The 19,203-nt window shown below is 64.9% G+C and carries 19 protein-coding genes; 9 read left to right on the top strand and 10 right to left on the bottom strand.

The features are described 5' to 3' along the window. The first annotated feature begins 144 nt into the window (after nucleotides 1-144). Nucleotides 145-1,605 carry a caspase family protein gene (locus tag QX039_RS10915; protein WP_315738098.1) on the top strand — a complete coding sequence of 487 codons (1,461 nt, stop codon included), beginning with the start codon at nucleotides 145-147 and terminating at the stop codon, nucleotides 1,603-1,605. Between the two features lie 75 nt (nucleotides 1,606-1,680). Here the strand turns inward: QX039_RS10915 and QX039_RS10910 are convergent, their stop codons facing one another. Both QX039_RS10910 and cysK read right to left on the bottom strand, forming a co-directional pair. After that, complete coding sequence (locus QX039_RS10910; protein ID WP_315711784.1) at nucleotides 1,681-1,920, bottom strand: BrnA antitoxin family protein; 240 nt, start codon at nucleotides 1,918-1,920, stop codon at nucleotides 1,681-1,683. 2 nt (nucleotides 1,921-1,922) lie between these two features. Next, entirely contained in the window at nucleotides 1,923-2,885 is a 963-nt protein-coding gene (cysK, locus tag QX039_RS10905) for a cysteine synthase A (protein WP_315738099.1), read from the bottom strand. Between the two features lie 488 nt (nucleotides 2,886-3,373). Between cysK and QX039_RS10900 the strand changes: the two genes are divergently transcribed. Beyond that, nucleotides 3,374-3,592: a hypothetical protein gene (locus QX039_RS10900; protein ID WP_315711782.1), complete on the top strand. Its 219-nt coding sequence runs from the start codon at nucleotides 3,374-3,376 to the stop codon at nucleotides 3,590-3,592. Between the two features lie 174 nt (nucleotides 3,593-3,766). Here the strand turns inward: QX039_RS10900 and tgt are convergent, their stop codons facing one another. Next, nucleotides 3,767-4,921 carry a tRNA guanosine(34) transglycosylase Tgt gene (gene tgt, locus QX039_RS10895; RefSeq protein ID WP_315770781.1) on the bottom strand — a complete coding sequence of 385 codons (1,155 nt, stop codon included), beginning with the start codon at nucleotides 4,919-4,921 and terminating at the stop codon, nucleotides 3,767-3,769. A 272-nt stretch (nucleotides 4,922-5,193) separates the two neighbouring features. Between tgt and QX039_RS10890 the strand changes: the two genes are divergently transcribed. Further along, complete coding sequence (locus QX039_RS10890; protein WP_315738101.1) at nucleotides 5,194-6,219, top strand: aspartate-semialdehyde dehydrogenase; 1,026 nt, start codon at nucleotides 5,194-5,196, stop codon at nucleotides 6,217-6,219. A gap of 39 nt (nucleotides 6,220-6,258) precedes the next feature. On the opposite strand, the gene queA is transcribed toward QX039_RS10890, so the two are convergent. From queA to coaD, 4 genes are all read right to left on the bottom strand, one after another. Then, nucleotides 6,259-7,353, bottom strand: a complete 1,095-nt coding sequence (gene queA / locus QX039_RS10885; protein WP_315738102.1) for a tRNA preQ1(34) S-adenosylmethionine ribosyltransferase-isomerase QueA — start codon at nucleotides 7,351-7,353, stop codon at nucleotides 6,259-6,261. Between the two features lie 139 nt (nucleotides 7,354-7,492). After that, the gene (locus QX039_RS10880; RefSeq protein ID WP_315770783.1) at nucleotides 7,493-7,957 is read right to left on the bottom strand and encodes a peptidylprolyl isomerase; all 465 of its coding nucleotides are present in this window, start codon (nucleotides 7,955-7,957) and stop codon (nucleotides 7,493-7,495) included. Between the two features lie 291 nt (nucleotides 7,958-8,248). Beyond that, nucleotides 8,249-8,812: a peptidylprolyl isomerase gene (locus QX039_RS10875; RefSeq protein ID WP_315711771.1), complete on the bottom strand. Its 564-nt coding sequence runs from the start codon at nucleotides 8,810-8,812 to the stop codon at nucleotides 8,249-8,251. A gap of 69 nt (nucleotides 8,813-8,881) precedes the next feature. Further along, nucleotides 8,882-9,376, bottom strand: a complete 495-nt coding sequence (gene coaD, locus QX039_RS10870; RefSeq protein WP_315738104.1) for a pantetheine-phosphate adenylyltransferase — start codon at nucleotides 9,374-9,376, stop codon at nucleotides 8,882-8,884. A 290-nt stretch (nucleotides 9,377-9,666) separates the two neighbouring features. On the opposite strand from coaD, the gene QX039_RS10865 reads away from it, so the two are divergent. Beyond that, entirely contained in the window at nucleotides 9,667-9,924 is a 258-nt protein-coding gene (locus QX039_RS10865; protein WP_315738105.1) for a hypothetical protein, read from the top strand. Nucleotides 9,925-10,050: 126 nt separating this feature from the next. Here the strand turns inward: QX039_RS10865 and gyrA are convergent, their stop codons facing one another. The 3 genes from gyrA to QX039_RS10850 all read right to left on the bottom strand — a co-directional run bounded on the left by gyrA (nucleotide 10,051) and on the right by QX039_RS10850 (nucleotide 13,929). Continuing rightward, nucleotides 10,051-12,801, bottom strand: coding sequence for a DNA gyrase subunit A (gyrA, locus tag QX039_RS10860; protein WP_315738106.1), 2,751 nt, complete (start codon nucleotides 12,799-12,801; stop codon nucleotides 10,051-10,053). 170 nt (nucleotides 12,802-12,971) lie between these two features. After that, nucleotides 12,972-13,370 carry a DUF2306 domain-containing protein gene (locus tag QX039_RS10855; protein WP_315738107.1) on the bottom strand — a complete coding sequence of 133 codons (399 nt, stop codon included), beginning with the start codon at nucleotides 13,368-13,370 and terminating at the stop codon, nucleotides 12,972-12,974. Between the two features lie 58 nt (nucleotides 13,371-13,428). Further along, a complete protein-coding gene (locus tag QX039_RS10850) occupies nucleotides 13,429-13,929 on the bottom strand; it encodes a single-stranded DNA-binding protein (protein WP_315738108.1) in 501 nt (166 codons plus the stop codon). A 461-nt stretch (nucleotides 13,930-14,390) separates the two neighbouring features. Between QX039_RS10850 and QX039_RS10845 the strand changes: the two genes are divergently transcribed. The 5 genes from QX039_RS10845 to QX039_RS10825 all read left to right on the top strand — a co-directional run bounded on the left by QX039_RS10845 (nucleotide 14,391) and on the right by QX039_RS10825 (nucleotide 19,037). Then, the gene (locus tag QX039_RS10845; protein WP_315738109.1) at nucleotides 14,391-15,146 is read left to right on the top strand and encodes an outer membrane protein; all 756 of its coding nucleotides are present in this window, start codon (nucleotides 14,391-14,393) and stop codon (nucleotides 15,144-15,146) included. A 192-nt stretch (nucleotides 15,147-15,338) separates the two neighbouring features. Beyond that, entirely contained in the window at nucleotides 15,339-16,094 is a 756-nt protein-coding gene (locus QX039_RS10840; RefSeq protein WP_315738110.1) for an outer membrane protein, read from the top strand. Nucleotides 16,095-16,367: 273 nt separating this feature from the next. Beyond that, the gene (locus QX039_RS10835; protein WP_315738111.1) at nucleotides 16,368-17,153 is read left to right on the top strand and encodes an outer membrane protein; all 786 of its coding nucleotides are present in this window, start codon (nucleotides 16,368-16,370) and stop codon (nucleotides 17,151-17,153) included. Nucleotides 17,154-17,365: 212 nt separating this feature from the next. After that, nucleotides 17,366-18,106 carry an outer membrane protein gene (locus QX039_RS10830; protein ID WP_315738112.1) on the top strand — a complete coding sequence of 247 codons (741 nt, stop codon included), beginning with the start codon at nucleotides 17,366-17,368 and terminating at the stop codon, nucleotides 18,104-18,106. Nucleotides 18,107-18,392: 286 nt separating this feature from the next. Continuing rightward, nucleotides 18,393-19,037 carry a porin family protein gene (locus QX039_RS10825; RefSeq protein WP_315738113.1) on the top strand — a complete coding sequence of 215 codons (645 nt, stop codon included), beginning with the start codon at nucleotides 18,393-18,395 and terminating at the stop codon, nucleotides 19,035-19,037. Nucleotides 19,038-19,203 lie beyond the last annotated feature (166 nt).

Here is a 19,203-nt window from a genome sequence, read left to right as displayed (position 1 = left end):
ACGCGACCGTCGTGGATCTGGCGCAACACCCGCGAACTGGTTTGTGGCGGAAGCGTGATTTTTTGCTCGGGAACAAGACTTTTCGCGCCGATCCGCGACAAATGCTGCAGTGAACGCTTCGCTTGATCGTTGGGGGATCTCCTGATGCGCTATCTCACCGTCGCCCTGTCCCTGCTCTGCATGGTGCTGACCGCTGAAGCCGCCAAGGCCGACCGCCGCGTCGCCTTTGTCGTCGGAAACGGTGCCTATAAGAGCGTGGCTCAATTGCCGAACCCGCCGGTCGATGCCAAGGCCATGGCGGCAACCCTGCGCAACGTCGGCTTCGACGTCGTCGAGGGCACCAATCTCACGCGCGACAAGATGACCGAGAAGCTGCTCGATTTCGGTCGCAAGGCGCAGGGCGCCGATATTGCGGTGTTCTATTACGCCGGACACGGCATCGCCATTGCCGGCACCAACTACCTGCTGCCGGTCGACGCCGACCTGAAGTCGGAAATGGACGTCAAGCTGGGCTCGGCCATCAACATCGACGTGACCCTCGACCAGACGATGGGCGACGCCAAGGTCAAGCTGGTGTTCCTCGATGCCTGCCGCGACAATCCGTTCGCCGCCAAGATCAAGTCGAACTCGCCGACCCGCAGCGTGTCGGTGCAGACCGGTCTGGCCGAGATGAAGTCCGGCGAGGGCACGCTGATCGCGTTCGCCACCGGCCCGGGCCAGACCGCCCTCGACGGCGAGGCCGGCGCCAACAGCCCGTTCACCCGCGCGCTGATCTCGCACATCGCCCAGCCCGGCATCGAGATCCAGCAGGCCATGACAGCGGTGCGCGCCCAGGTCAATGAGGAGACCAGCAAGGGCCAGTTGCCCTGGGGGCATACCAACCTGATCGGCGCGGTCTACCTCAACCCGGCGGCGGCCCCTGCTGCAACGGCCGCCACGGCCGGGACGACGCCGGCCGTCGCGACGGCCACCGTGACCGCGGGCGAGGCCGAGCTCGAATTCTGGCGCTCGGTGAAGGATTCCAACAAGCCGGAAGAGCTCAACGCCTATCTCGCGACCTACCCGAACGGGCAGTTCAAGTCGCTGGCGATGGCGCGCATCGCCGCGATCGAGAGCGGCGCCATCAACACCGCGACGCGCAATGTCGCCAAGGGCGTCGATCCCGCCACCTACACCGAGGAAGGCAGCCAGGTCAGCGAGGATCAGATCGGCCTCGACAAGACCAAGCGCCGCGACGTGCAGCGGCGGCTGACCGGCCTCGGCTTCGACACCAAGATGACAGGTGTGTTCGACGACCAGACCCGCGGCGTCATGAAGCGCTGGCAGGCGGCCCGCGGCTATCCGTCGACCGGATTCCTGACCAAGCTGCAGCACAAGGCGCTGCTGGCCGAGCCGCAGCCGGCGCCGGCGACCGCCGCAGTCGGTGACGAGGCCAAGCCGCGACGCGCCAAGCCGGCCGGCAACGTCGCTGCCGGTGGCCCGCCGCCGCAGGGGGCGCCCGTCTATCGCAATCCGCCGCCGCAGGACAACGCGGGAAACGCCGCCGGCGCCGCCTTCATCGGTGGCATGATGGGCGGTGTGCTCGGCAGCGCGCTGCGCCGGTAAACGTCGTCGTCTCCCCCACGTCAAAAGCCCGGAGCACGAGCTCCGGGCTCTTTCGTTAGAATAATGCGGCCGCCCTCAGAGCCCTGCCGCCTTGCGCAGCGCCGCATTGATGCGGTCCTGCCAGCCCGGCCCTTCAGACTGGAAGTGCTCGAGCACGTCCTGGTCGATCCGCAACGTCACCTGCTCGCGCACGCCAGGGACCGCCGCCTTCTTCGGCGGCGCCTCCACCGGCTTGGTGGTCACCTTCTTGAACGCGGCCTCGGCCTCGGTACGGGCGTCAGCGAGGGTGCGGGGCCGCCGCGGCTGGTCGGCCATGATCAGATCCCCTCGAACAGCGCGGTAGACAGATAACGCTCGGAGAACGACGGCACGATCGCCAGGATCGTCTTACCCGCGCTTTCCGGTCGCTTGCCGATCTCGATCGCGGCCGCAATCGCCGCGCCCGAGGAGATGCCGCCGGGAATGCCCTCGTTGCGGGCCAGCGCACGCGAGGTCTCGATCGCGGTCGTGCTGTTGATCTTGACGATCTCGTCGATCACGGACCGGTCGAGAATGTCGGGCACGAAGCCGGCACCGATGCCCTGGATCTTGTGCGGCGAGTGCTGGCCGCCCGACAGCACCGGGCTCTCCTCCGGCTCGACCGCGACGACCTTGAGGCCGGGCTTGCGCGACTTCAGCACCTGGCCGACGCCGGTGATGGTGCCACCGGTGCCGACGCCGGCGACGAAGACATCGATATTGCCGGCCGTGTCGTTCCAGATCTCCTCGGCCGTGGTGCGACGATGAATGTCCGGATTGGCGAGGTTCTTGAACTGCTGCGGCATCACCGAGTTCGGCGTCGTCCGCAACAGCTCCTCGGCAGTGGCGATGGCGCCCTTCATGCCCTGCGACGCCGGCGTGAGCACGATCTCAGCGCCGAGGAAGGCGAGCATCTTGCGCCGCTCCACCGACATCGACTCCGGCATCACCAGCTTCAGCTTGTAGCCGCGCGCCGCCGCGACGAAGGCCAGCGCGATGCCGGTATTGCCCGAGGTCGGCTCGATCAGCACGGTGTCGGGCTTGATCACGCCGGCCTGCTCCATCGCCAGGATCATGCCGACGCCGATCCGATCCTTCACGCTCGCGGCGGGATTGAAGTATTCCAGCTTGGCGAGGATGGTCGCTTTGACGCCATGCTGCTCCGGCAGCTTTCGCAACCGCACAATCGGCGTATTGCCGAACGCGTCGACAATTGAATCAAATACGCGCCCGCGTCCGGGACGCTGTGCTGACGACTCCATGAAATCACTCCTCTGCGCGCCCCGCGCGACATCGACAACGCGTCTGACCATCTTCAGCGAGCCTGTTGCGCTGCGCAAGCACGTTTGCGCGATCTTAAGACGATCGCGGCGCACAACAAGTCGTGGCTAAATTGCGAAAAACCAACGCATTTGTGTTGCGACAAGGTCAATAAACCGGGTGTATGTTTGACTTCAGCCGGACGAAAATTCATGATGCAGGTCGACGGCAACCCGGGCGGACATCAGCAAGATGTCATCTTCGGAGTGATACAATCGGGGCGTTCGTGCCAAACGACACCGCCGTTGTAGAACAGACATAAGAACAGACCACCCAGACAAACTCTTTGTGTGACGGACTTGATATCCGCGAAAAGTTGGACTCGTCGGAAATAGACCCGTTCGAACGCGACTCGTTCGAAATCGACCCTTTCGAAATTGACGTCGTTCAAGCAGAGATCGCCAGCAAAGAGATCGTCCAGGAGGTCAATATGTCAGCACTCGCTGATCTCGTGTCGACCGCAACCGCCCGCCCGAATCCCCGCGGCTGCGATCTGCCGACATGCCCGGTCTGCGCCGACTCCATGATTGCCGCGGAGGCGTCGGCATACTTGGCCGACAATGCCATCAGCTATCTCTGGACCTGCGACACCTGCGGCTATGGCTTCGTCACCAAGCACTCCGTGAAAAGCCGTTTCGTCTGCAACTGAACGGCGCCAGGGCGAGAGAGTTCCGCGACGTGATGTCACGACCGTCCGTCGCTACGGATCGCACAACGGTCGGCCATCGGGCAGGTCGGCAATGCATCACCAGCACGATTTCATGTGGGCCGGCGCATAGGGCCGGGCTCACAACAAGCTGACGGCCTTCACCTGACGCGGCCGTCAGCCGGCGCGCGGGGCGATGTCGCCGCGGGCCCAATCCGCCTTGGTGCGCTCGTAGAATTCCGTGAAGCGCCCCTGTGCGATCGCCTCGCGCATCCCAGCCATCAATTGCTGGAAATAGGCAATGTTGATTTCCGACAGCAGCGTCGCGCCGAGCGCCTCGCCGGCCTTGATCAGATGATGCAGATAGGCGCGGGCATAGCTGCGCGCCGCCGGCCACGGGCTCTCTTCATCCAGCGGACGCGGGTCGTCGGCGTGACGCGCGTTGCGCAGGTTCACTGGCCCGAAGCGTGTGTAGGCGACGCCGTGGCGGCCGTTGCGGGTCGGCAGCACGCAGTCGAACATGTCGATGCCGCGCCTGACCGACTCCAGGAGATCGTCAGGCGTGCCGACGCCCATCAGGTAGCGTGGACGGTCGGCCGGCAGTGCCGGCGCGGTCGCCTCGATCATCTCGAGCATGACCGCCTGCGGCTCGCCGACGGCCAAGCCGCCGATCGCATAGCCGTGGAAGCCGATGTCGACCAGCGCCTGCGCGCTGGCGACGCGTAGCGCGGGCACGTCGCCGCCCTGCACGATGCCGAACAGCATGTAGCCTGCCGGCGCACTCTCGAAGGCGCGGCGGCAGCGTTCGGCCCAGCGCAGCGACAGCCGCATCGCGCGCTCGATGTCGTCGCGCTCGGCCGGCAACCGCACGCATTCGTCGAGCTGCATCGCGATGTCGGAGTTCAGCAGGCGCTGCACCTCGATGGCGCGCTCCGGTGACAGCTCGATTCTAGCGCCGTCGATATGCGAGCGGAACGTCACCGCCTGCTCCGTGACCTTGCGTAAGCCCGATAGCGACATCACCTGGAAGCCGCCGGAATCCGTCAGCATCGGACCGCCCCAGCCGGTGAAGCGCTGCAGGCCGCCGAGGGCGGCGATGCGCTCGGCCGTGGGCCGCAGCATCAGATGATAGGTGTTGCCGAGCACGATGTCGGCACCGGCCTCGCGCACGTCCCGCCAGTGGATCCCCTTCATGGCGCCGGCGGTGCCGACAGGCATGAAGGCCGGCGTGCGGACCACGCCATGCGGCGTCGTCAGGCGGCCGGTGCGGGCCGCGCCGGAGGTCGCGAGCAATTCGAAGTGGTTGGGACGGTCGCCAGCGGGAGAGCTCATGGCCGGCTTATTGCGTCAGGACGGCCCCCGATTCAACCGCGATGGCGCCGTTTTCGCCCCTTTTGGCCGTTGACGGCGGTTCCGACCGCCCCTATGGTCCCGCGCCATGTCGATCTTGACCAAACGCACGACGAAAACCACCAAGCCCATGAGGGCCTCGGGAGGCGTGCGCGCGTAGTCGAACTCGATTGCGACCATCTTCGAACCGAAGCCCCGCCTGATGAAGGTCCGGGGCTTTTTTATTGCCCGAATTTCAACCGGAGACTTGAGACGTGCCCCACGATCCCACCATTGCCATCGTCGGCGTGACCGGCGCCGTCGGCGCCGAGTTCATCGCCACCCTGGACCGCCGCAACGTCCGCGTCGGCAAGCTCAAGGCGCTGGCGAGCGCCCGCTCGGCCGGCCAGACCGTGACCTTCCGCGGCCAGACCATCGTGATCGAGGAGCTGACCGAACGCTCCTTCGAGGGCGTCGACATCGCGCTGTTCTCGGCCGGCAGCGGCATTTCCAAGAAGTTCGCGCCGATCGCCGTGCGTTCCGGCGCCGTCGTGGTCGACAATTCCTCGGCCTTCCGCATGGACCCGAACGTGCCGCTGGTCATCCCGGAGATCAACGCCCGCCGAATCCGCGACCACAAGGGCATCATCGCCAATCCGAACTGCGCGGCGATCACGGCGCTGGTGCCGCTGTGGCCGATCCATCAGAAGAACCGCATCAAGCGCGTGATCATCTCGACCTATCAGGCCGCCAGCGGCGCCGGTGCGGCGGCGATGGACGAGCTGGTGCAGTCGACCCGCGCGAGCCTCAACGGCCAGGTCTACGCGCCCAAGGTGATGCCGCATCCGTTCGCCTTCAACCTGTTCAGCCACAACACCGCCATCGATCCCGAGACCGGCTACAACGACGAGGAAACCAAGGTCATCAACGAGACCCGCAAGATCTTCGAGGACGAGGGCATTGCGATCGGCGTCACCTGCGTGCGCGTGCCGGTGCTGCGCGCCCATTGCGAGTCGATCACCTTCGAATGCGAGAAGCCGATCACGGAAGATGAAGTCCGCCGCATCCTCGCCACCGCGCCGGGTGTGCGCGTCGTCGACGACCGCGCCAAGAACCACTTCCCCATGCCTGTCGACGCGTCGGGACAGGACGACGTGCTGGTCGGGCGCATCAGGAAGGATCTGTCCGATCCGTCAGGCCACTCGATCGCGATGTTCGTGGCCGCCGATCAGCTGCTCAAGGGCGCCGCGCTCAATGCGGTGCAGATCGCGGAGCTCTTGCCGGAGCGCGCGATGGCGTAGCTCTCAGAGCGAACTTGCAGGGTGGGCCTTTTGCCCACCCTACGGCTCGACGATGCGCTCGTCTGGCTGACGAAACAACAGGCACGCATCGCCATACGAATAGAAGCGATAGCCGCTGCGGATCGCATGCGCATAGGCCGCGTGCATCGTCTCCAAGCCGGCGAAGGCCGAGACCAACATGAAGAGCGTCGAGCGTGGCAGATGGAAGTTGGTCATCAGGATATCGACCGCGCGGAAGCGATAGCCGGGCGTGATGAAGATCGACGTCTCCGCCTCGAACGGCGCGATCGTGCCGTCGGGCTGCGCCGCGCTCTCCACGAGCCGCAGCGACGTCGTGCCGACCGCAACGATGCGGCCGCCCTTGGCGCGCGCCTCGTTCAATGCGGCCGCCGTGTCCGGCGTGAGACTGCCCCACTCCGCATGCATGCGGTGGCCCTCGGTATCCTCGACCTTGACCGGCAGGAACGTGCCGGCGCCGACATGCAGGGTGACACGCTGCAGCCCGACGCCGCGCTCGCGCAGCCGCTGCTCCAGCGTCGGCGTGAAATGCAGCCCAGCCGTCGGCGCAGCCACCGCGCCCTCTTTGGCCGCGAACATGGTCTGATAATCTGTCGCGTCCTGCTCGTCTGCGGGCCGCTTGCCGGCGATGTAGGGCGGCAGCGGCGGCCGGCCGAGATCGGCGATCGCTTGGTCGAGCGCGAGCCCATGGAACACAAAGGACAGCGTCAGCTCGCCCTCCTCGCCCTTGGCCTCGACGGTGGCGTCGAGATGGCCGAGCAGGCAGACCTTGCCCTCGTTGCCGAACCGGATCGTATCGCCTGGCGCGAGCTTCTTGGCGGGCCGCACCAGCGCCTGCCAGCGCGAGCCGTCGAGCCGCTTGATCAGGGTCGCCTCGATCTTCGCTTCGGTCTCGCGGCTGATGCGGCGACCGGACAGCTGCGCCGCGATCACCTTGGTGTCGTTGACGACGAGCTGATCACCGGGCTCCAGCCAGTCCGGCAGGTCGGCGACCGTGCGGTCGCGTAAGACACCGTCGCCCTGCACCACCAGCATGCGCGCGGACTCGCGCGGGCTCGCCGGGCGGAGCGCGATGTTTTCGGGGGGAAGATGGAAATCGAACAGGTCGGTGCGCATCGTCGTTCTGGGACGACCATCGGCCCTGCATTCCGGGGAGCGTGCGACAGCACGCGTCGCGAAGGATGAAGGCCCGACTGTCTGCCTCATGGTGCGAGACGCGTGCTGCGCACGCGCCTCACCGTGAGGATCGCAAAGTCTACGCCGCGTCGGCGGCCATGTAGGCCTTCACGATCTTGTCCGGGTTCTGCACCGGCTCGCCGCGCTTGATCTTGTCGACGTTCTCCATGCCCTCGGTGACCTTGCCCCAGACCGTGTACTGCTTGTCCAGGAAGCGGGCGTCGTCGAAGCAGATGAAGAACTGGCTGTCGCCTGAATCCGGATTGGCCGCACGCGCCATCGAGGCGGTGCCGCGCACATGCGGCTCGGCGTTGAACTCGGCCTTCAGCTTCTTGCCGGAGCCGCCCATGCCGCTGCCCTGCGGGCAGCCGGTCTGCGCCATGAAGCCGTCGATGACGCGGTGGAAGACGATGCCGTCGTAGAAGCCCTCGCGGACGAGCTCCTTGATGCGCGCGACATGGCCGGGCGCGAGATCGGGACGCATCTCGATGGTGACGGGGCCCTGGGTGGTTTCGAGGATCAAGGTATTTTCGGTCACAGCCATGCTGGTCTCTCGGTTTTTGTGGAATTGACGGGGGTCAGGACAAAGTAAATCCTGGGTCTGAAATGTCGCGGCGCCTTCCCATGTGCGGCCGTCACCCCTCCTGACGGCGATCCGAGCACGACGAGGCCCGCGATGCTGGTCGAGAATAGACCCAATGCGCTTAAAGCTGAAGCCACCGGCCCTGTCGATGTGACGGGGCGGCAGAATCGGCATGCCTCCGCGACGTGGCAAAAGGTTCCTTAATGCCTGAGGGAACCGGGCGCGAGACCCAGGTGCCCTGCTTTCTCGGACCTACTTGATGTCCGAGGCGACCTGCACCTTGACCATCTTGTCGGGATCGGTCACGGCGCCGCCCGACGAGCCCGGAGGCGCCTTCTTGAGCTTGTCGACGACGTCCATGCCCTGCACGACCTCGCCGATCACGGTGTATTGGCCGTTGAGGAAGGAGGCGTCGCCGAAGCAGATGAAGAACTGCGAGTTGGCAGAATCCACGCTATCGCCCCGGCGCGCCATGCCGACGGTGCCGCGCTTGAACGGCGTGCTCGAAAACTCCTGCTTCAGGTTCGGGTACTTCGAGCCGCCGGTGCCATTGAAGTTCTGGCCGTCGCCGGTCTGCGCCATGAAGCCGTCCATGACGCGGTGGAACGGCACGTTGTTGTAGAAGCCTTCGCGCGCCAGCGTCTTCAGCCGCTCGGCATGCTGCGGCGCCAGATCGGTGCGCAGCTTGATGATGATGCGGCCCTTGGTGGTGTCGATGACCAGGGCATTCTGCTTGTCGAGGCCGGCAGGCAGCGACTGGGCCAACGCCGGCAATGCGAACACGAGAGCAAAGACGAAAGCGAGAGCGCGGATCATGGCAACTCCGATGACATGAGACGATGTGGAGAGAAAAGGCACCGCCTGAAGCGGCCGGTGCCTGAAGGATCAGTTGAACTTGGCCTTGAGACTTTCGGCCACCGACGGCGGCACGAAATGCGAGATCTCGCCGCCCATGGCGGCGATCTGGCGAACCAGCGTGGCGGCGATCGGGCGGACACTCACCGAGGCTGGAACGAACACCGTCTGGACCTGCGGTGCCATGGTCTGGTTCATGCCGGCCAACTGCATCTCGTAGTCGAAATCGGTGCCGTCGCGCAGGCCCCGGATCATCATGATCGCGCCGGCTTTTTCCGCGGCCGTGACGGTCAGATTGTCGTAGGTCGAAGCCTCGAAGCCGCAGCCCGCAGCGGCTGCGACGGGGCCGAAGATCTCATGCGCCATCGCCAGCCGCTCCTCGGTCGAGAACAGCGGCTTCTTGCCGTGATGCACGCCGACCGCAACGATCAGGCGATCGCAGAGATGAACGGCCTGCCGAACCACATCGAGATGGCCGTTGGTGACGGGATCGAACGAGCCCGGATAGAGCGCAATGCGTTGCATGCGCCCGTCCTATACCGCCGGGAACAGGCCGGCAAGCCACCGCCAGGCCCGCTGGCGTGGCTGTGATGGGCAAAGAGTGGCCGAGACCGCACCGCAATGAAATGAGGTGCGACGCCGGGGGACCGGAACTGTGGTCCGCTACCGCGATTGTTTCATCGGAACTTGGGACATGAAACACGCCGGGCCGAGAAGAAACCAATTCGCCCGTCCCGCGAAGACGTCTCGAAACCCGAGCTGATTATCAAATTCTTAACGAACAACGGGCCGAACGACCCGGACAGGGGACCGTCATGATCAAAGCGCTATCTGCAGTCGCAGCGGCCGGCTTGGTGGCTGCCGGCATCACCGTCCTGCCCGGCTTCGCTCCTCAGGTCGAAGCCAGCGTGCCGCGTCCGCTCGCCAAGGCGGACCGCCTGGACATTCGCCCGATCGGCCGCGACTGCTCGCAGCAGGCTTGGCCGAACTTCGAAGCGGGCTGCCTGCGCAGCGCCGGCACCAGGGGAACGATCCGCGAGGCCAGGATGGTCTCCGTCGAGCGGACACAGTAAGGGCGAATAGCGAATAGCGAATAGCGAATAGCGAATAGCGAATAGCGAATAGCGAATAGCGAATAGCGAATAGCGGGAAGACTTGATTCCTCCTCTATTCGCTACTCCCTATTCGCCATTCGCAACTCACTCGCCATTCGCACCTTCAGTCCCGTTCCCACCGGTGCCGTTCTCGGTCTCCTCGCCGATATGCTCCACCGAAACGACGTGCTCATCATCGGCGGTGTCGAACACGATGACGCCCTGGGTCGAGCGTCCTGCGATGCGGATGCCGTCGACCGGGCAACGGATCAACTGTCCCTTGTCCGTCACCAGCATGATCTGATCGCCATCCTCGACCGGGAATGAGGCGACGAGCTTGCCGTTGCGGTTGTTGACGGACATCGCGACGATGCCTTTGCCGCCGCGGCCGGTGGTGCGGTACTCGTAGGACGAGGTGCGCTTGCCGTAGCCGTTGACCGAGACGGTCAGCACCACCTGCTCCTGCGCGGACATCTCGACATAGCGTTCCTGCGACAGCTGGATCGCGCCAGCGGCCGCCTCCTCGCCCTCGGTCTCGACCGGCTCCTCGGTGGCAGCATCGCCCGACATCGCCCGGCGCATCTTCAAATAGGCCGTACGCTCGTCCGAGGTCGTCTCGACATGGCGCAGGATCGACAGCGAGATCACCTTGTCACCGCCGGCGAGCGCGATGCCGCGCACGCCCATCGAGGTTCGCCCGGTGAAGACGCGCACATCAGTGACCGGGAAACGAATGCACTGGCCGCCGGCCGCAGTCAGCAGAACGTCGTCGCGCTCGGTGCAGATCTGCACGTTGACGATCTCCTCGCCCTCGTCGAGCTTCATCGCGATGATGCCGGAGCGGCGCACGTCGACGAAATCCGACAGCTTGTTGCGGCGGACATTGCCGCCGGTGGTGGCGAACATCACGTCGAGATTGGCCCAGGAGGATTCATCCTCCGGCAGCGGCATGATCGTGGTAATGCGCTCGCCCTGCTCCAGCGGCAGGATGTTGATCAGCGCCTTGCCGCGCCCGTTGGGCGCCGCGATCGGCAGCCGCCAGACCTTCTCCTTGTAGACCTGGCCGCGCGACGAGAAGAACAGCACCGGCGTGTGCGTGGAGGCCACGAACAGCCGGCTGACGAAATCCTCCTCGCGGGTCTGCATGCCCGAGCGGCCCTTGCCGCCGCGACGCTGCGCCCGATAGGCCGACAGCGGCACGCGCTTGGTGTAGCCGGCATGCGACACGGTCACGACCATGTCCTCGCGCTGGATCAGGTCCTCGTCCTCGACCTCGCCTTCCTGCTCGGCGATCACGGTGCGGCGCGGCGTGCCGAACTCCGCCTTCACGGCGGCGAGCTCGTCCTTGATGATGCCCTGAACCCGCGCCCGCGAGCGCAGGATGTCGAGATAGTCGTTGATCTCGACCTTGAGCTTGTCGAGCTCGTCGGAAATCTCCTCGCGGCCGAGCGCGGTCAGGCGCTGCAGACGCAGGTCGAGAATGGCCTTGGCCTGCTCGAACGACAACCGGATGGTGCCGTCCTCGGCCAGGCGATGGCGCGGATCGTCGATCAGCGTGATGATGGCCTCGACGTCGCGCGCCGGCCAGTCGCGCGACATCAACGCCTCGCGCGCCGTCGCAGGATCGGGCGAGGTCCTGATGACCCTGATGACCTCGTCGATATTGGCCACGGCCACGGCAAGGCCGACCAGGATATGAGCGCGGTCGCGCGCCTTGTTGAGCAGGAACTTGGTCCTGCGCGTGACGACACGCTCGCGGAACGCGACGAAGATCGTCAGCAGGTCCTTCAACGTCATCGTCTGCGGGCGGCCGCCGTCGAGCGCCAGCATGTTGGCGGCGAAGCTCGTCTGCAGCGGCGTGAACTTGTAGAGCTGGTTGAGCACGACGTCCGGCACGGCGTCGCGCTTCAGCTCGACGACGACGCGGTAGCCGTCGCGGTCGCTTTCGTCGCGCAGGTCGGCGACGCCTTCGATCTTCTTCTCGCGCACCAGCTCGGCGATGCGCTCGACCATCGTGGCCTTGTTCACCTGGTAGGGGATCTCGGAGATGATGATCGCCTCGCGATCCTTGCGGATCGTGTCGATCGTCACCTTGCCGCGCATCATGATCGAGCCGCGGCCCAGATGGTAGGCCGAGCGGGCGCCCGCGCGGCCAAGAATGATGCCGCCGGTCGGGAAATCCGGCCCCGGAATGATGTTGATGAGGTCATCGATCGTGAGCGCGGGATTGTCGATCAGCGCGATGCAGGCATCGATCACCTCGCCGAGATTGTGCGGCGGGATGTTGGTGGCCATGCCGACCGCGATGCCGCCGGCGCCATTGACCAGCAGGTTCGGATATTTGGCCGGAAGAACCGACGGTTCCTTGTCCGAGTTGTCGTAGTTCGGCTGGAAGTCGACGGTGTCCTTGTCGATGTCGTCGAGCAGCGGGATCGCCGACTTGGCGAGCTTGGCTTCGGTGTATCGATAGGCGGCCGGCGGATCGCCGTCGACGGAGCCGAAATTGCCCTGGCCGTCGATCAGCGGCACGCGCATCGAGAAGTCCTGCGCCATGCGCACCATGGCGTCGTAGATCGACTGGTCGCCATGCGGATGATATTTACCGATGACGTCGCCGACCACGCGCGCGGACTTGACGTATTTCTTGTCGGGCGTGTGCCCCTGCTCGTACATCGAATACAGGATGCGCCGGTGCACGGGCTTGAGGCCGTCGCGCGCATCGGGCAGCGCTCGCGACACGATCACGCTCATCGCGTAATCGAGGTAGGAGCGTTTCATCTCGTCGAGGATGGAAACGGGACGAATGTCGGAAGGTCCGCCCGGCTCGCCGGGCTTCTCATCTTCTTTATCGGACAAAGGGGATACCGGTCGGTTTTGACACGCGAAAATCGCTTGGAATCATATAGCGCAGGAGCGCGCCGCAGGCCACCCCCAAACCGAGGTGGGCCGCGCTTTTTCTGCTCGCCTTTCCAGGGACTTAACCACATGACACGGCTCCGCGAGGCTTGCTCGGGAACCGTCTCTGGCTAGGGCCCGAAGACCACCTTGTGCATGATCCGTCCGGGCAGCAGCGTGAACAGTCCGGCAATCACGAGGGCACCGGAAAACAGCGTGATCATGGCCCGGCGATGGGCCGCCACCCGATGGCGGTGCGCAGCCCACACCGCAAGCGGCAGCACGGCCAGCGTGTAGAGCGACAGCAGGTGGATCGGGCTCCATGGCCCGACCAGCCGGATGGTGTGGATCCAGAACGAGCTGGCTGCAACGGCAACCATGAGCGCGACCCAGACCCAGCCGATCGTTCGATGCGGCAAGGTCCCCTTCGGGGCCGCGAACTGGACGAGTCCCAGCGCAAACGCCGACATCGCGGCGACGGCGTGCAGCAGGACGGAGGGTTCGGCGGCGAGCAGCGGTGCGAAGCTCATGCAACACCCCCGTGGTCAGACGGCAGCGGCCTGAACGTCGTGCGGCCGCCCCTGCGCCTCAGAACGGAATGTCGTCGTCCATGTCGCTGTTGCGTCCGCCACCACCGGCCGAGGCGACCGCGCGGCGCGGCGGCGCCATCGACGGACCGCTGCTGCCGAAATCGCCGCCACCCATGTCATCGGAGAAGCTGCCGCCACCGCCGCCGCCCCGGCCATCGAGCATCGTCAAGGTCGAGTTGAAGCCCTGCAGAACGACCTCGGTCGAGTACTTCTCGACACCGCTCTGGTCGGTCCATTTGCGGGTCTGCAGCGCGCCCTCGATGTAAACCTTGGCGCCCTTCTTCAGATACTGCTCGGCGACCTTGCAAAGACCCTCGTTGAAGATCACCACGCGGTGCCACTCGGTCTTTTCCTTGCGCTCGCCGGTCGCCTTGTCGCGCCACGTTTCCGACGTCGCAATGCTCAGATTGGCGATCGGCCGCCCATCCTGCGTACGCCGGATCTCGGGGTCCTTGCCAAGATTGCCGACCAGAATCACCTTGTTCACACTACCCGCCATCACCACTCTCCCGCGGTTCTCGATCATCGGACCGGCCGTCCACACCGGCCTCACGGCGTCCGGTGGCTAACCCTTCCTCTCGCGGCGGACCCTATACGGTTGCCGCGCGGTCCACCCGCCCTGTCCATTGCTTATCCACATATAGCAGGCGGAAAGCCATTGTTCCAGTTTTGTTCGCACACATATGTCCACAACCGTGCGTCGAGTTCCGCGGAACTCGATGGAACCGCAACTTCTCGCAAATGGAACCCGGAAAAAGTTCCCTATTCACGAAAAAGGGATTAATTTTCATCAAGTTAGCTCGCCGCACTTCCTCCTCGGCTGTGGCTTTTGGGAGACGGTATCCAGGGTTGAATAGCGTATATTTCTGGACGGATTGGGGCCGCAAGCGTGGTCGCACCAACTTCACAGAAGTGCGTCTCCGGGGACCAATTGGAGACGCCCAACGCGGGAGACTTGGGATGAAAAGAATTTTTCTCGGAGCTGTCAGCTTAATGGTTTTGGGGGCGCTGACGCCGGCGGGAGCCGCCGATCTCGCCGCCCGCCCGTACACGAAGGCCCCGGTAGTGGCGCCGGCGCCACTTCCGACCTGGGCCGGTTTCTATCTCGGTCTGCAGGGCGGCGGCGGCTGGGGCCGAAGCAAAGAGACCTTCTTCGGAGCGCCCAATACGGCGATCTTTGCCGGCACCCAGAACTATAACACCAGCGGCGGCTTCATCGGCGGTGTGGTCGGCTACAACTGGCAGGTCGACAACATCGTGTTCGGTCTCGAGGGCGACTATCACTGGGCCGACATCAACGGCCGGTCGGGCGTCATCAACGCCGGTCTCGGCGATACCTACTTCACCAGGCTGCGCGGCTTCGGCGACATCAAGGGCCGCCTCGGCTGGGCTGCGGGTCCGGCGCTGTTCTTTGTCAGCGGCGGCGCTGCCGTCGGCGATCTCCAACACCGCTACGACGCAGCGCTCAATGGCGGCGCGGCGAATAGCTTCGCTCAGAACAACTGGCGCTGGGGTTGGACGATCGGTGCCGGCGCCGAGTACATGTTCGCGCCGAACTGGTCGGCCAAGGTCGAATACAACTATCTCGACTTCGGCAAGAGCTCGATTCAGTACAGCGCGGTTCCGGCCAATCGCTCCGAGTGGAGCGACACCGTGCACACCGTCAAGGCCGGCGTCTCCTATCACTTCAGCGGCCCGATCGTGTCGCGCTACTGATTGCACGCGCAAATCGAATGTGTCGAAAGGCCGGCTTCGCGCCGGCCTTTTTTGTGTGCCAGAACCGGTACTTGCTGGGCCGTTGTGTCATTTGGGTGACGGCTTTTTACGACGGAAGGGGCTATCAAGGTCCGGCGGGTGGGCGTTGGTGAGAGTGTGCGTGCGGGCGTCGGACTTGGTTTGGGGAATGCGATGAGAAGGCTGTTGCTGGGGGCGACAACTTCGCTGGCGCTGGGGATTGCGCCGGCCATCGCTGCCGACTTGCCCGCGCGCACCTTCACCAAAGCGCCTGCGATGATCACGACGATCTATGATTGGAGTGGCTTCTATATCGGCCTGAATGCCGGTGGCGCATCGGCCCGCACCTGCTGGACCAACAAGGTCAGCTTCGCTGGCGTGGCCGCAACCAACGCGGAAGGCTGCCATGACGCAACCGGCGCGCTGGCTGGCGGCCAGATCGGCTATCGCTGGCAGGCCGGCGGCTGGGTGTTCGGCGTCGAAGGCCAGGGAAACTGGGCCAACCTCAAGGGCAGCAACACCGGCCAGTTGGTCCCGCCCGTGACCAACCAGACCAAGATCAATGGGATCGGCTTGCTCACCGGCCAGATCGGCTATTCCTGGAACAACGTGCTCTGGTACGTGAAGGGCGGCGCCGCGGTTGCGGGTGAGAAGTACAACGGTCTGTCCACGGCAACTGGCGGTGTGCTCGACCAGTCCAGCGCCACGCGCTGGGGTGCGGCTGTCGGCACCGGCGTCGAGGTCGGCTTCGCCAAGAACTGGTCGGTCGCAGCCGAATACGAGCACCTGTTCATGGGCAACCGCACCCTGGGCTTCTCGGGCGTTCCCGGTGGAGCCGCGGGCCGGACCGATGCGGTCGGCCAGGACGTCGACATGGCGACGGTCCGCGTGAACTATCGCTGGGGCGGCCCCGTCGTATCCAAGCACTGACTTTTCCAAGCGCTGACCCTCGAGGACTGGTGGTCGAGGGTCTGACGCGCCAAGCGCTCACCCGCCCCTCGCGCTTCGGGACAGCTCTGCGATCTGCACGACCGGTCGCGATCTTTACCAGCGCTTAAGTACGTTCGGCACATCCCGCCACGCGCCTGCTCCCGATCACGAGTTTAGAAAGCAGTCTCTCCTACAACCAGCAACAGGCCACCTTCGCGTGGGCCCGGATCGGAGGGATCCGGAGCGTGGTGTATTGGGACTGGGGAGAGACGAATGCAGAAGACGACCTTGATCTTGACCGCAAGCGCCGCGGCGCTGGGACTGGCGCCGGCCTCAGCGGCCGACTTCGCGACGCGCCCTTACAGCAAGGCGCCACCGCCGGCTTATGTCACGCCGCTGCCGAACTGGGCCGGGTTCTACCTCGGCGTCAATGGCGGCGCCGATTGGAGCCACAACTGCTGGACGCTCAATCGCGTCGGCGGCGTGCCGGTCGTGCCGACCCAGTCCGAAGGCTGCCACAATGCCTCGAGCGGCCTCATCGGCGGCCAGGTCGGCTATCGCTGGCAGGCGGCGAGCTGGGTGTTCGGCGTCGAGGCCCAGGGCAACTGGACCGACCTGAAGTCGTCCAATGCGAGCACGGCGGCGCTGGCTGCGGGCATCACCAACAACACCAAGACCGATGCGATCGGCCTGTTCACCGGCCAGGTCGGCTACGCCTGGGGCAACGTGCTCTGGTACGTGAAGGGCGGCGCCGCCGTCACCCACAACAAATACACCGGCACGGCGAATGCGGCTGCGCCCTTCCCGGTCGGCACGCTGCTGGATTCCGCCAGTGAGACCCGCTGGGGCGGCACCGTCGGCACGGGCGTCGAGTTCGGCTTCGCGCCGAACTGGTCGGTCGCCGTCGAGTACGACCACCTGTTCATGGGCTCGCGCGACATCAGCTTCCCGGCCACCGCAACCGTGCTGTCGCGCGTCGATACCATCAAGCAGGACATCGACATGGCGACAGTCCGGGTGAACTATCGATTCGGGGCGCCGATGGGCACGCGCTACTGAAAAAAGCCGCCGCTCGCGCGCATTCGGAAAGGCCGGCCCTCGCGCCGGCCTTTTTCGTGTCAACAGCCCGGCAGCGTCGCGGCGTTTTTGTGCTAAATATATGATTTATAATGCTTTTTCGTTTCTGTGGCGGGCGCGTTACAGCCTCGCCGGGATGCCCTGTGTATGACTTGCCCATCGCTTGTCATTCCAACCTCCCGGGGGAGAATTTGATGAAGAAGTTGTTTGTGATCACGACGGCGCTCGTCGGCATCGCAACGGCCACGTCCGCTTCGGCGGCCGACATGGCGGCACGTCCCTATACGAAGGCGCCGCCGATGGTCGCGCAGATCCTGAGCTGGTCGGGCCTCTACGCCGGCATCCAGGGCGGCGGCGGCTGGGGCACCAGCAAGGAGACCTTCCTCGGCCGCTTCAATGCGCCGGGCTTCCTGGGCACCCAGAACTACAACACCAATGGCGGCTTCGTCGGCGGCGTGGTCGGCTACAACTGGCAGGTCGACAACGTCGTGTTCGGCCTCGAAGGCGACTATCACTGGGCCGACATCAACGGCCGCTCCGCCGTGGTCAATGCCGGCCTCGGCGACACCTTCTTCACCAAGCTGACCAGCTTCGGCGACATCAAGGGCCGCCTCGGCTATGCCGCAGGCCCCGCCCTGTTCTTCGTCAGCGGCGGCGCCGCGGTGGGCCAGTTGCAGCATCGCTATGACGGCGTCCCCGGCAACGTCTTCAGCCAGAACACCACCCGCTGGGGCTACACGGTCGGCGCCGGCGCCGAGTATATGTTCGCGCCGAACTGGTCGGCCAAGCTCGAGTACAACTATCTCGACTTCGGCAAGAGCGCGATCCAGTACAGCGCTTTCGCAACCAACCGCTCCGAGTGGAAGGACACCGTCCACACCGTCAAGGCCGGCCTCAGCTACCATTTCGGCGGCCCGGTCATCGCCAAGTACTGACACCTGCAACCGACAGGTTCCGAGAAAGGCCGGCGAAAGCCGGCCTTTTTTGTTGCCCTGATGCCACCTTGCCGGCTCGCCACACCCGGAACCAAGCAGTTGAGTGACATAGGCTTTCTGGAACTTGCCCGTAAAAACGCGGTTTGGCCGCGAGTGTGTCTTCAGGGTGACGGTAATCCGTACGGAACCGGGCTATAGGAACCTCGTCAACTTGAACGGGTGAGTCTGTTTCGTGCGTAAAACTCTCGGTGCGATGCGGACTGCTAGGAATTAACTGGAGACTGGAATGAAGAAGATCCTGCTCGCGACCGTGGCCTTGGCCGCCCTGGCCGCTCCCGCTGCCGCCGCTGATCTTGCCGCGCGCCCGACCTATACCAAGGCGCCGGTTGCCGCGCCTGTGCTGACCTGGACCGGCTTCTACATCGGTGCCATGGGCGGCTATGCCAACGAGGATGCTGACTTCGCGGCCATGAAGGGCGGCTTCGCTGGCGGCACCGTCGGCTACAACTGGCAGCAGGGCGCTGTCGTGTTCGGCCTCGAGGCCGACGCCGCTTGGGCCGACATCAACGCAAACGTTGGCGCGCTCGGTGTCAACGCCGAATCCAAGATCCGTGACTGGGGCACCGTCCGCGGCCGCATCGGCTACGCCTTCGGCCCGACCCTGCTGTACGCGACCGGTGGTTACGCCTGGGCTGACAACCGCGTCTCGCTGACGGCTCCGGGCTTCGCCGCTTCGGACAGCAAGATCCACTCCGGCTGGACCGTCGGCGCTGGCGTCGAGTACATGTTCGCCCCGAACTGGTCGCTGAAGGGCGAATACCTCTACAAGAGCTTCGGTGGCGAGAGCTACACCTTCACCGGCCTCGGCACGCTCGCGACCGGCACGCTCAACGTGCATTCCGGTCAGGTCGGCATCAACTACCACTTCTAAGTCTTCGCCTCCGGGCCAACGCACACAGCCTCCGCTCTGCCAGAGCGGAGGCTTTTTCTTTGCGGGATCGCGCACAAGGCAGGACGGAACCGGCAGCCTCCTGCCATTCGCTGCCATTCCCTGAGCGCATTGTTGATGATTCGCTGACGGCACTGGAAATCCAGCC

Source organism: Bradyrhizobium sp. SZCCHNR1043 (genome assembly GCF_032489675.1).
In the GTDB taxonomy this organism is placed as follows: Bacteria; Pseudomonadota; Alphaproteobacteria; order Rhizobiales; family Xanthobacteraceae; genus Bradyrhizobium.
Note: the sequence above shows the minus strand (reverse complement) of the source record. Positions and strands in the feature narration are given on the sequence as shown.

Excerpts from the sequence above, each read along its gene's own strand:
- QX039_RS10915 (WP_315738098.1), top strand. The coding sequence starts at position 145 with ATGCGCTATCTCACCGTCGCCCTGTCCCTGCTCTGCATGGTGCTGACC.
- QX039_RS10910 (WP_315711784.1), bottom strand. The coding sequence starts at position 1,920 with ATGGCCGACCAGCCGCGGCGGCCCCGCACCCTCGCTGACGCCCGTACC.
- cysK (WP_315738099.1), bottom strand. The coding sequence starts at position 2,885 with ATGGAGTCGTCAGCACAGCGTCCCGGACGCGGGCGCGTATTTGATTCA.
- QX039_RS10900 (WP_315711782.1), top strand. The coding sequence starts at position 3,374 with ATGTCAGCACTCGCTGATCTCGTGTCGACCGCAACCGCCCGCCCGAAT.
- tgt (WP_315770781.1), bottom strand. The coding sequence starts at position 4,921 with ATGAGCTCTCCCGCTGGCGACCGTCCCAACCACTTCGAATTGCTCGCG.
- queA (WP_315738102.1), bottom strand. The coding sequence starts at position 7,353 with ATGCGCACCGACCTGTTCGATTTCCATCTTCCCCCCGAAAACATCGCG.
- QX039_RS10880 (WP_315770783.1), bottom strand. The coding sequence starts at position 7,957 with ATGGCTGTGACCGAAAATACCTTGATCCTCGAAACCACCCAGGGCCCC.
- QX039_RS10875 (WP_315711771.1), bottom strand. The coding sequence starts at position 8,812 with ATGATCCGCGCTCTCGCTTTCGTCTTTGCTCTCGTGTTCGCATTGCCG.
- coaD (WP_315738104.1), bottom strand. The coding sequence starts at position 9,376 with ATGCAACGCATTGCGCTCTATCCGGGCTCGTTCGATCCCGTCACCAAC.
- QX039_RS10865 (WP_315738105.1), top strand. The coding sequence starts at position 9,667 with ATGATCAAAGCGCTATCTGCAGTCGCAGCGGCCGGCTTGGTGGCTGCC.
- QX039_RS10855 (WP_315738107.1), bottom strand. The coding sequence starts at position 13,370 with ATGAGCTTCGCACCGCTGCTCGCCGCCGAACCCTCCGTCCTGCTGCAC.
- QX039_RS10850 (WP_315738108.1), bottom strand. The coding sequence starts at position 13,929 with ATGGCGGGTAGTGTGAACAAGGTGATTCTGGTCGGCAATCTTGGCAAG.
- QX039_RS10845 (WP_315738109.1), top strand. The coding sequence starts at position 14,391 with ATGAAAAGAATTTTTCTCGGAGCTGTCAGCTTAATGGTTTTGGGGGCG.
- QX039_RS10840 (WP_315738110.1), top strand. The coding sequence starts at position 15,339 with ATGAGAAGGCTGTTGCTGGGGGCGACAACTTCGCTGGCGCTGGGGATT.
- QX039_RS10835 (WP_315738111.1), top strand. The coding sequence starts at position 16,368 with ATGCAGAAGACGACCTTGATCTTGACCGCAAGCGCCGCGGCGCTGGGA.
- QX039_RS10830 (WP_315738112.1), top strand. The coding sequence starts at position 17,366 with ATGAAGAAGTTGTTTGTGATCACGACGGCGCTCGTCGGCATCGCAACG.
- QX039_RS10825 (WP_315738113.1), top strand. The coding sequence starts at position 18,393 with ATGAAGAAGATCCTGCTCGCGACCGTGGCCTTGGCCGCCCTGGCCGCT.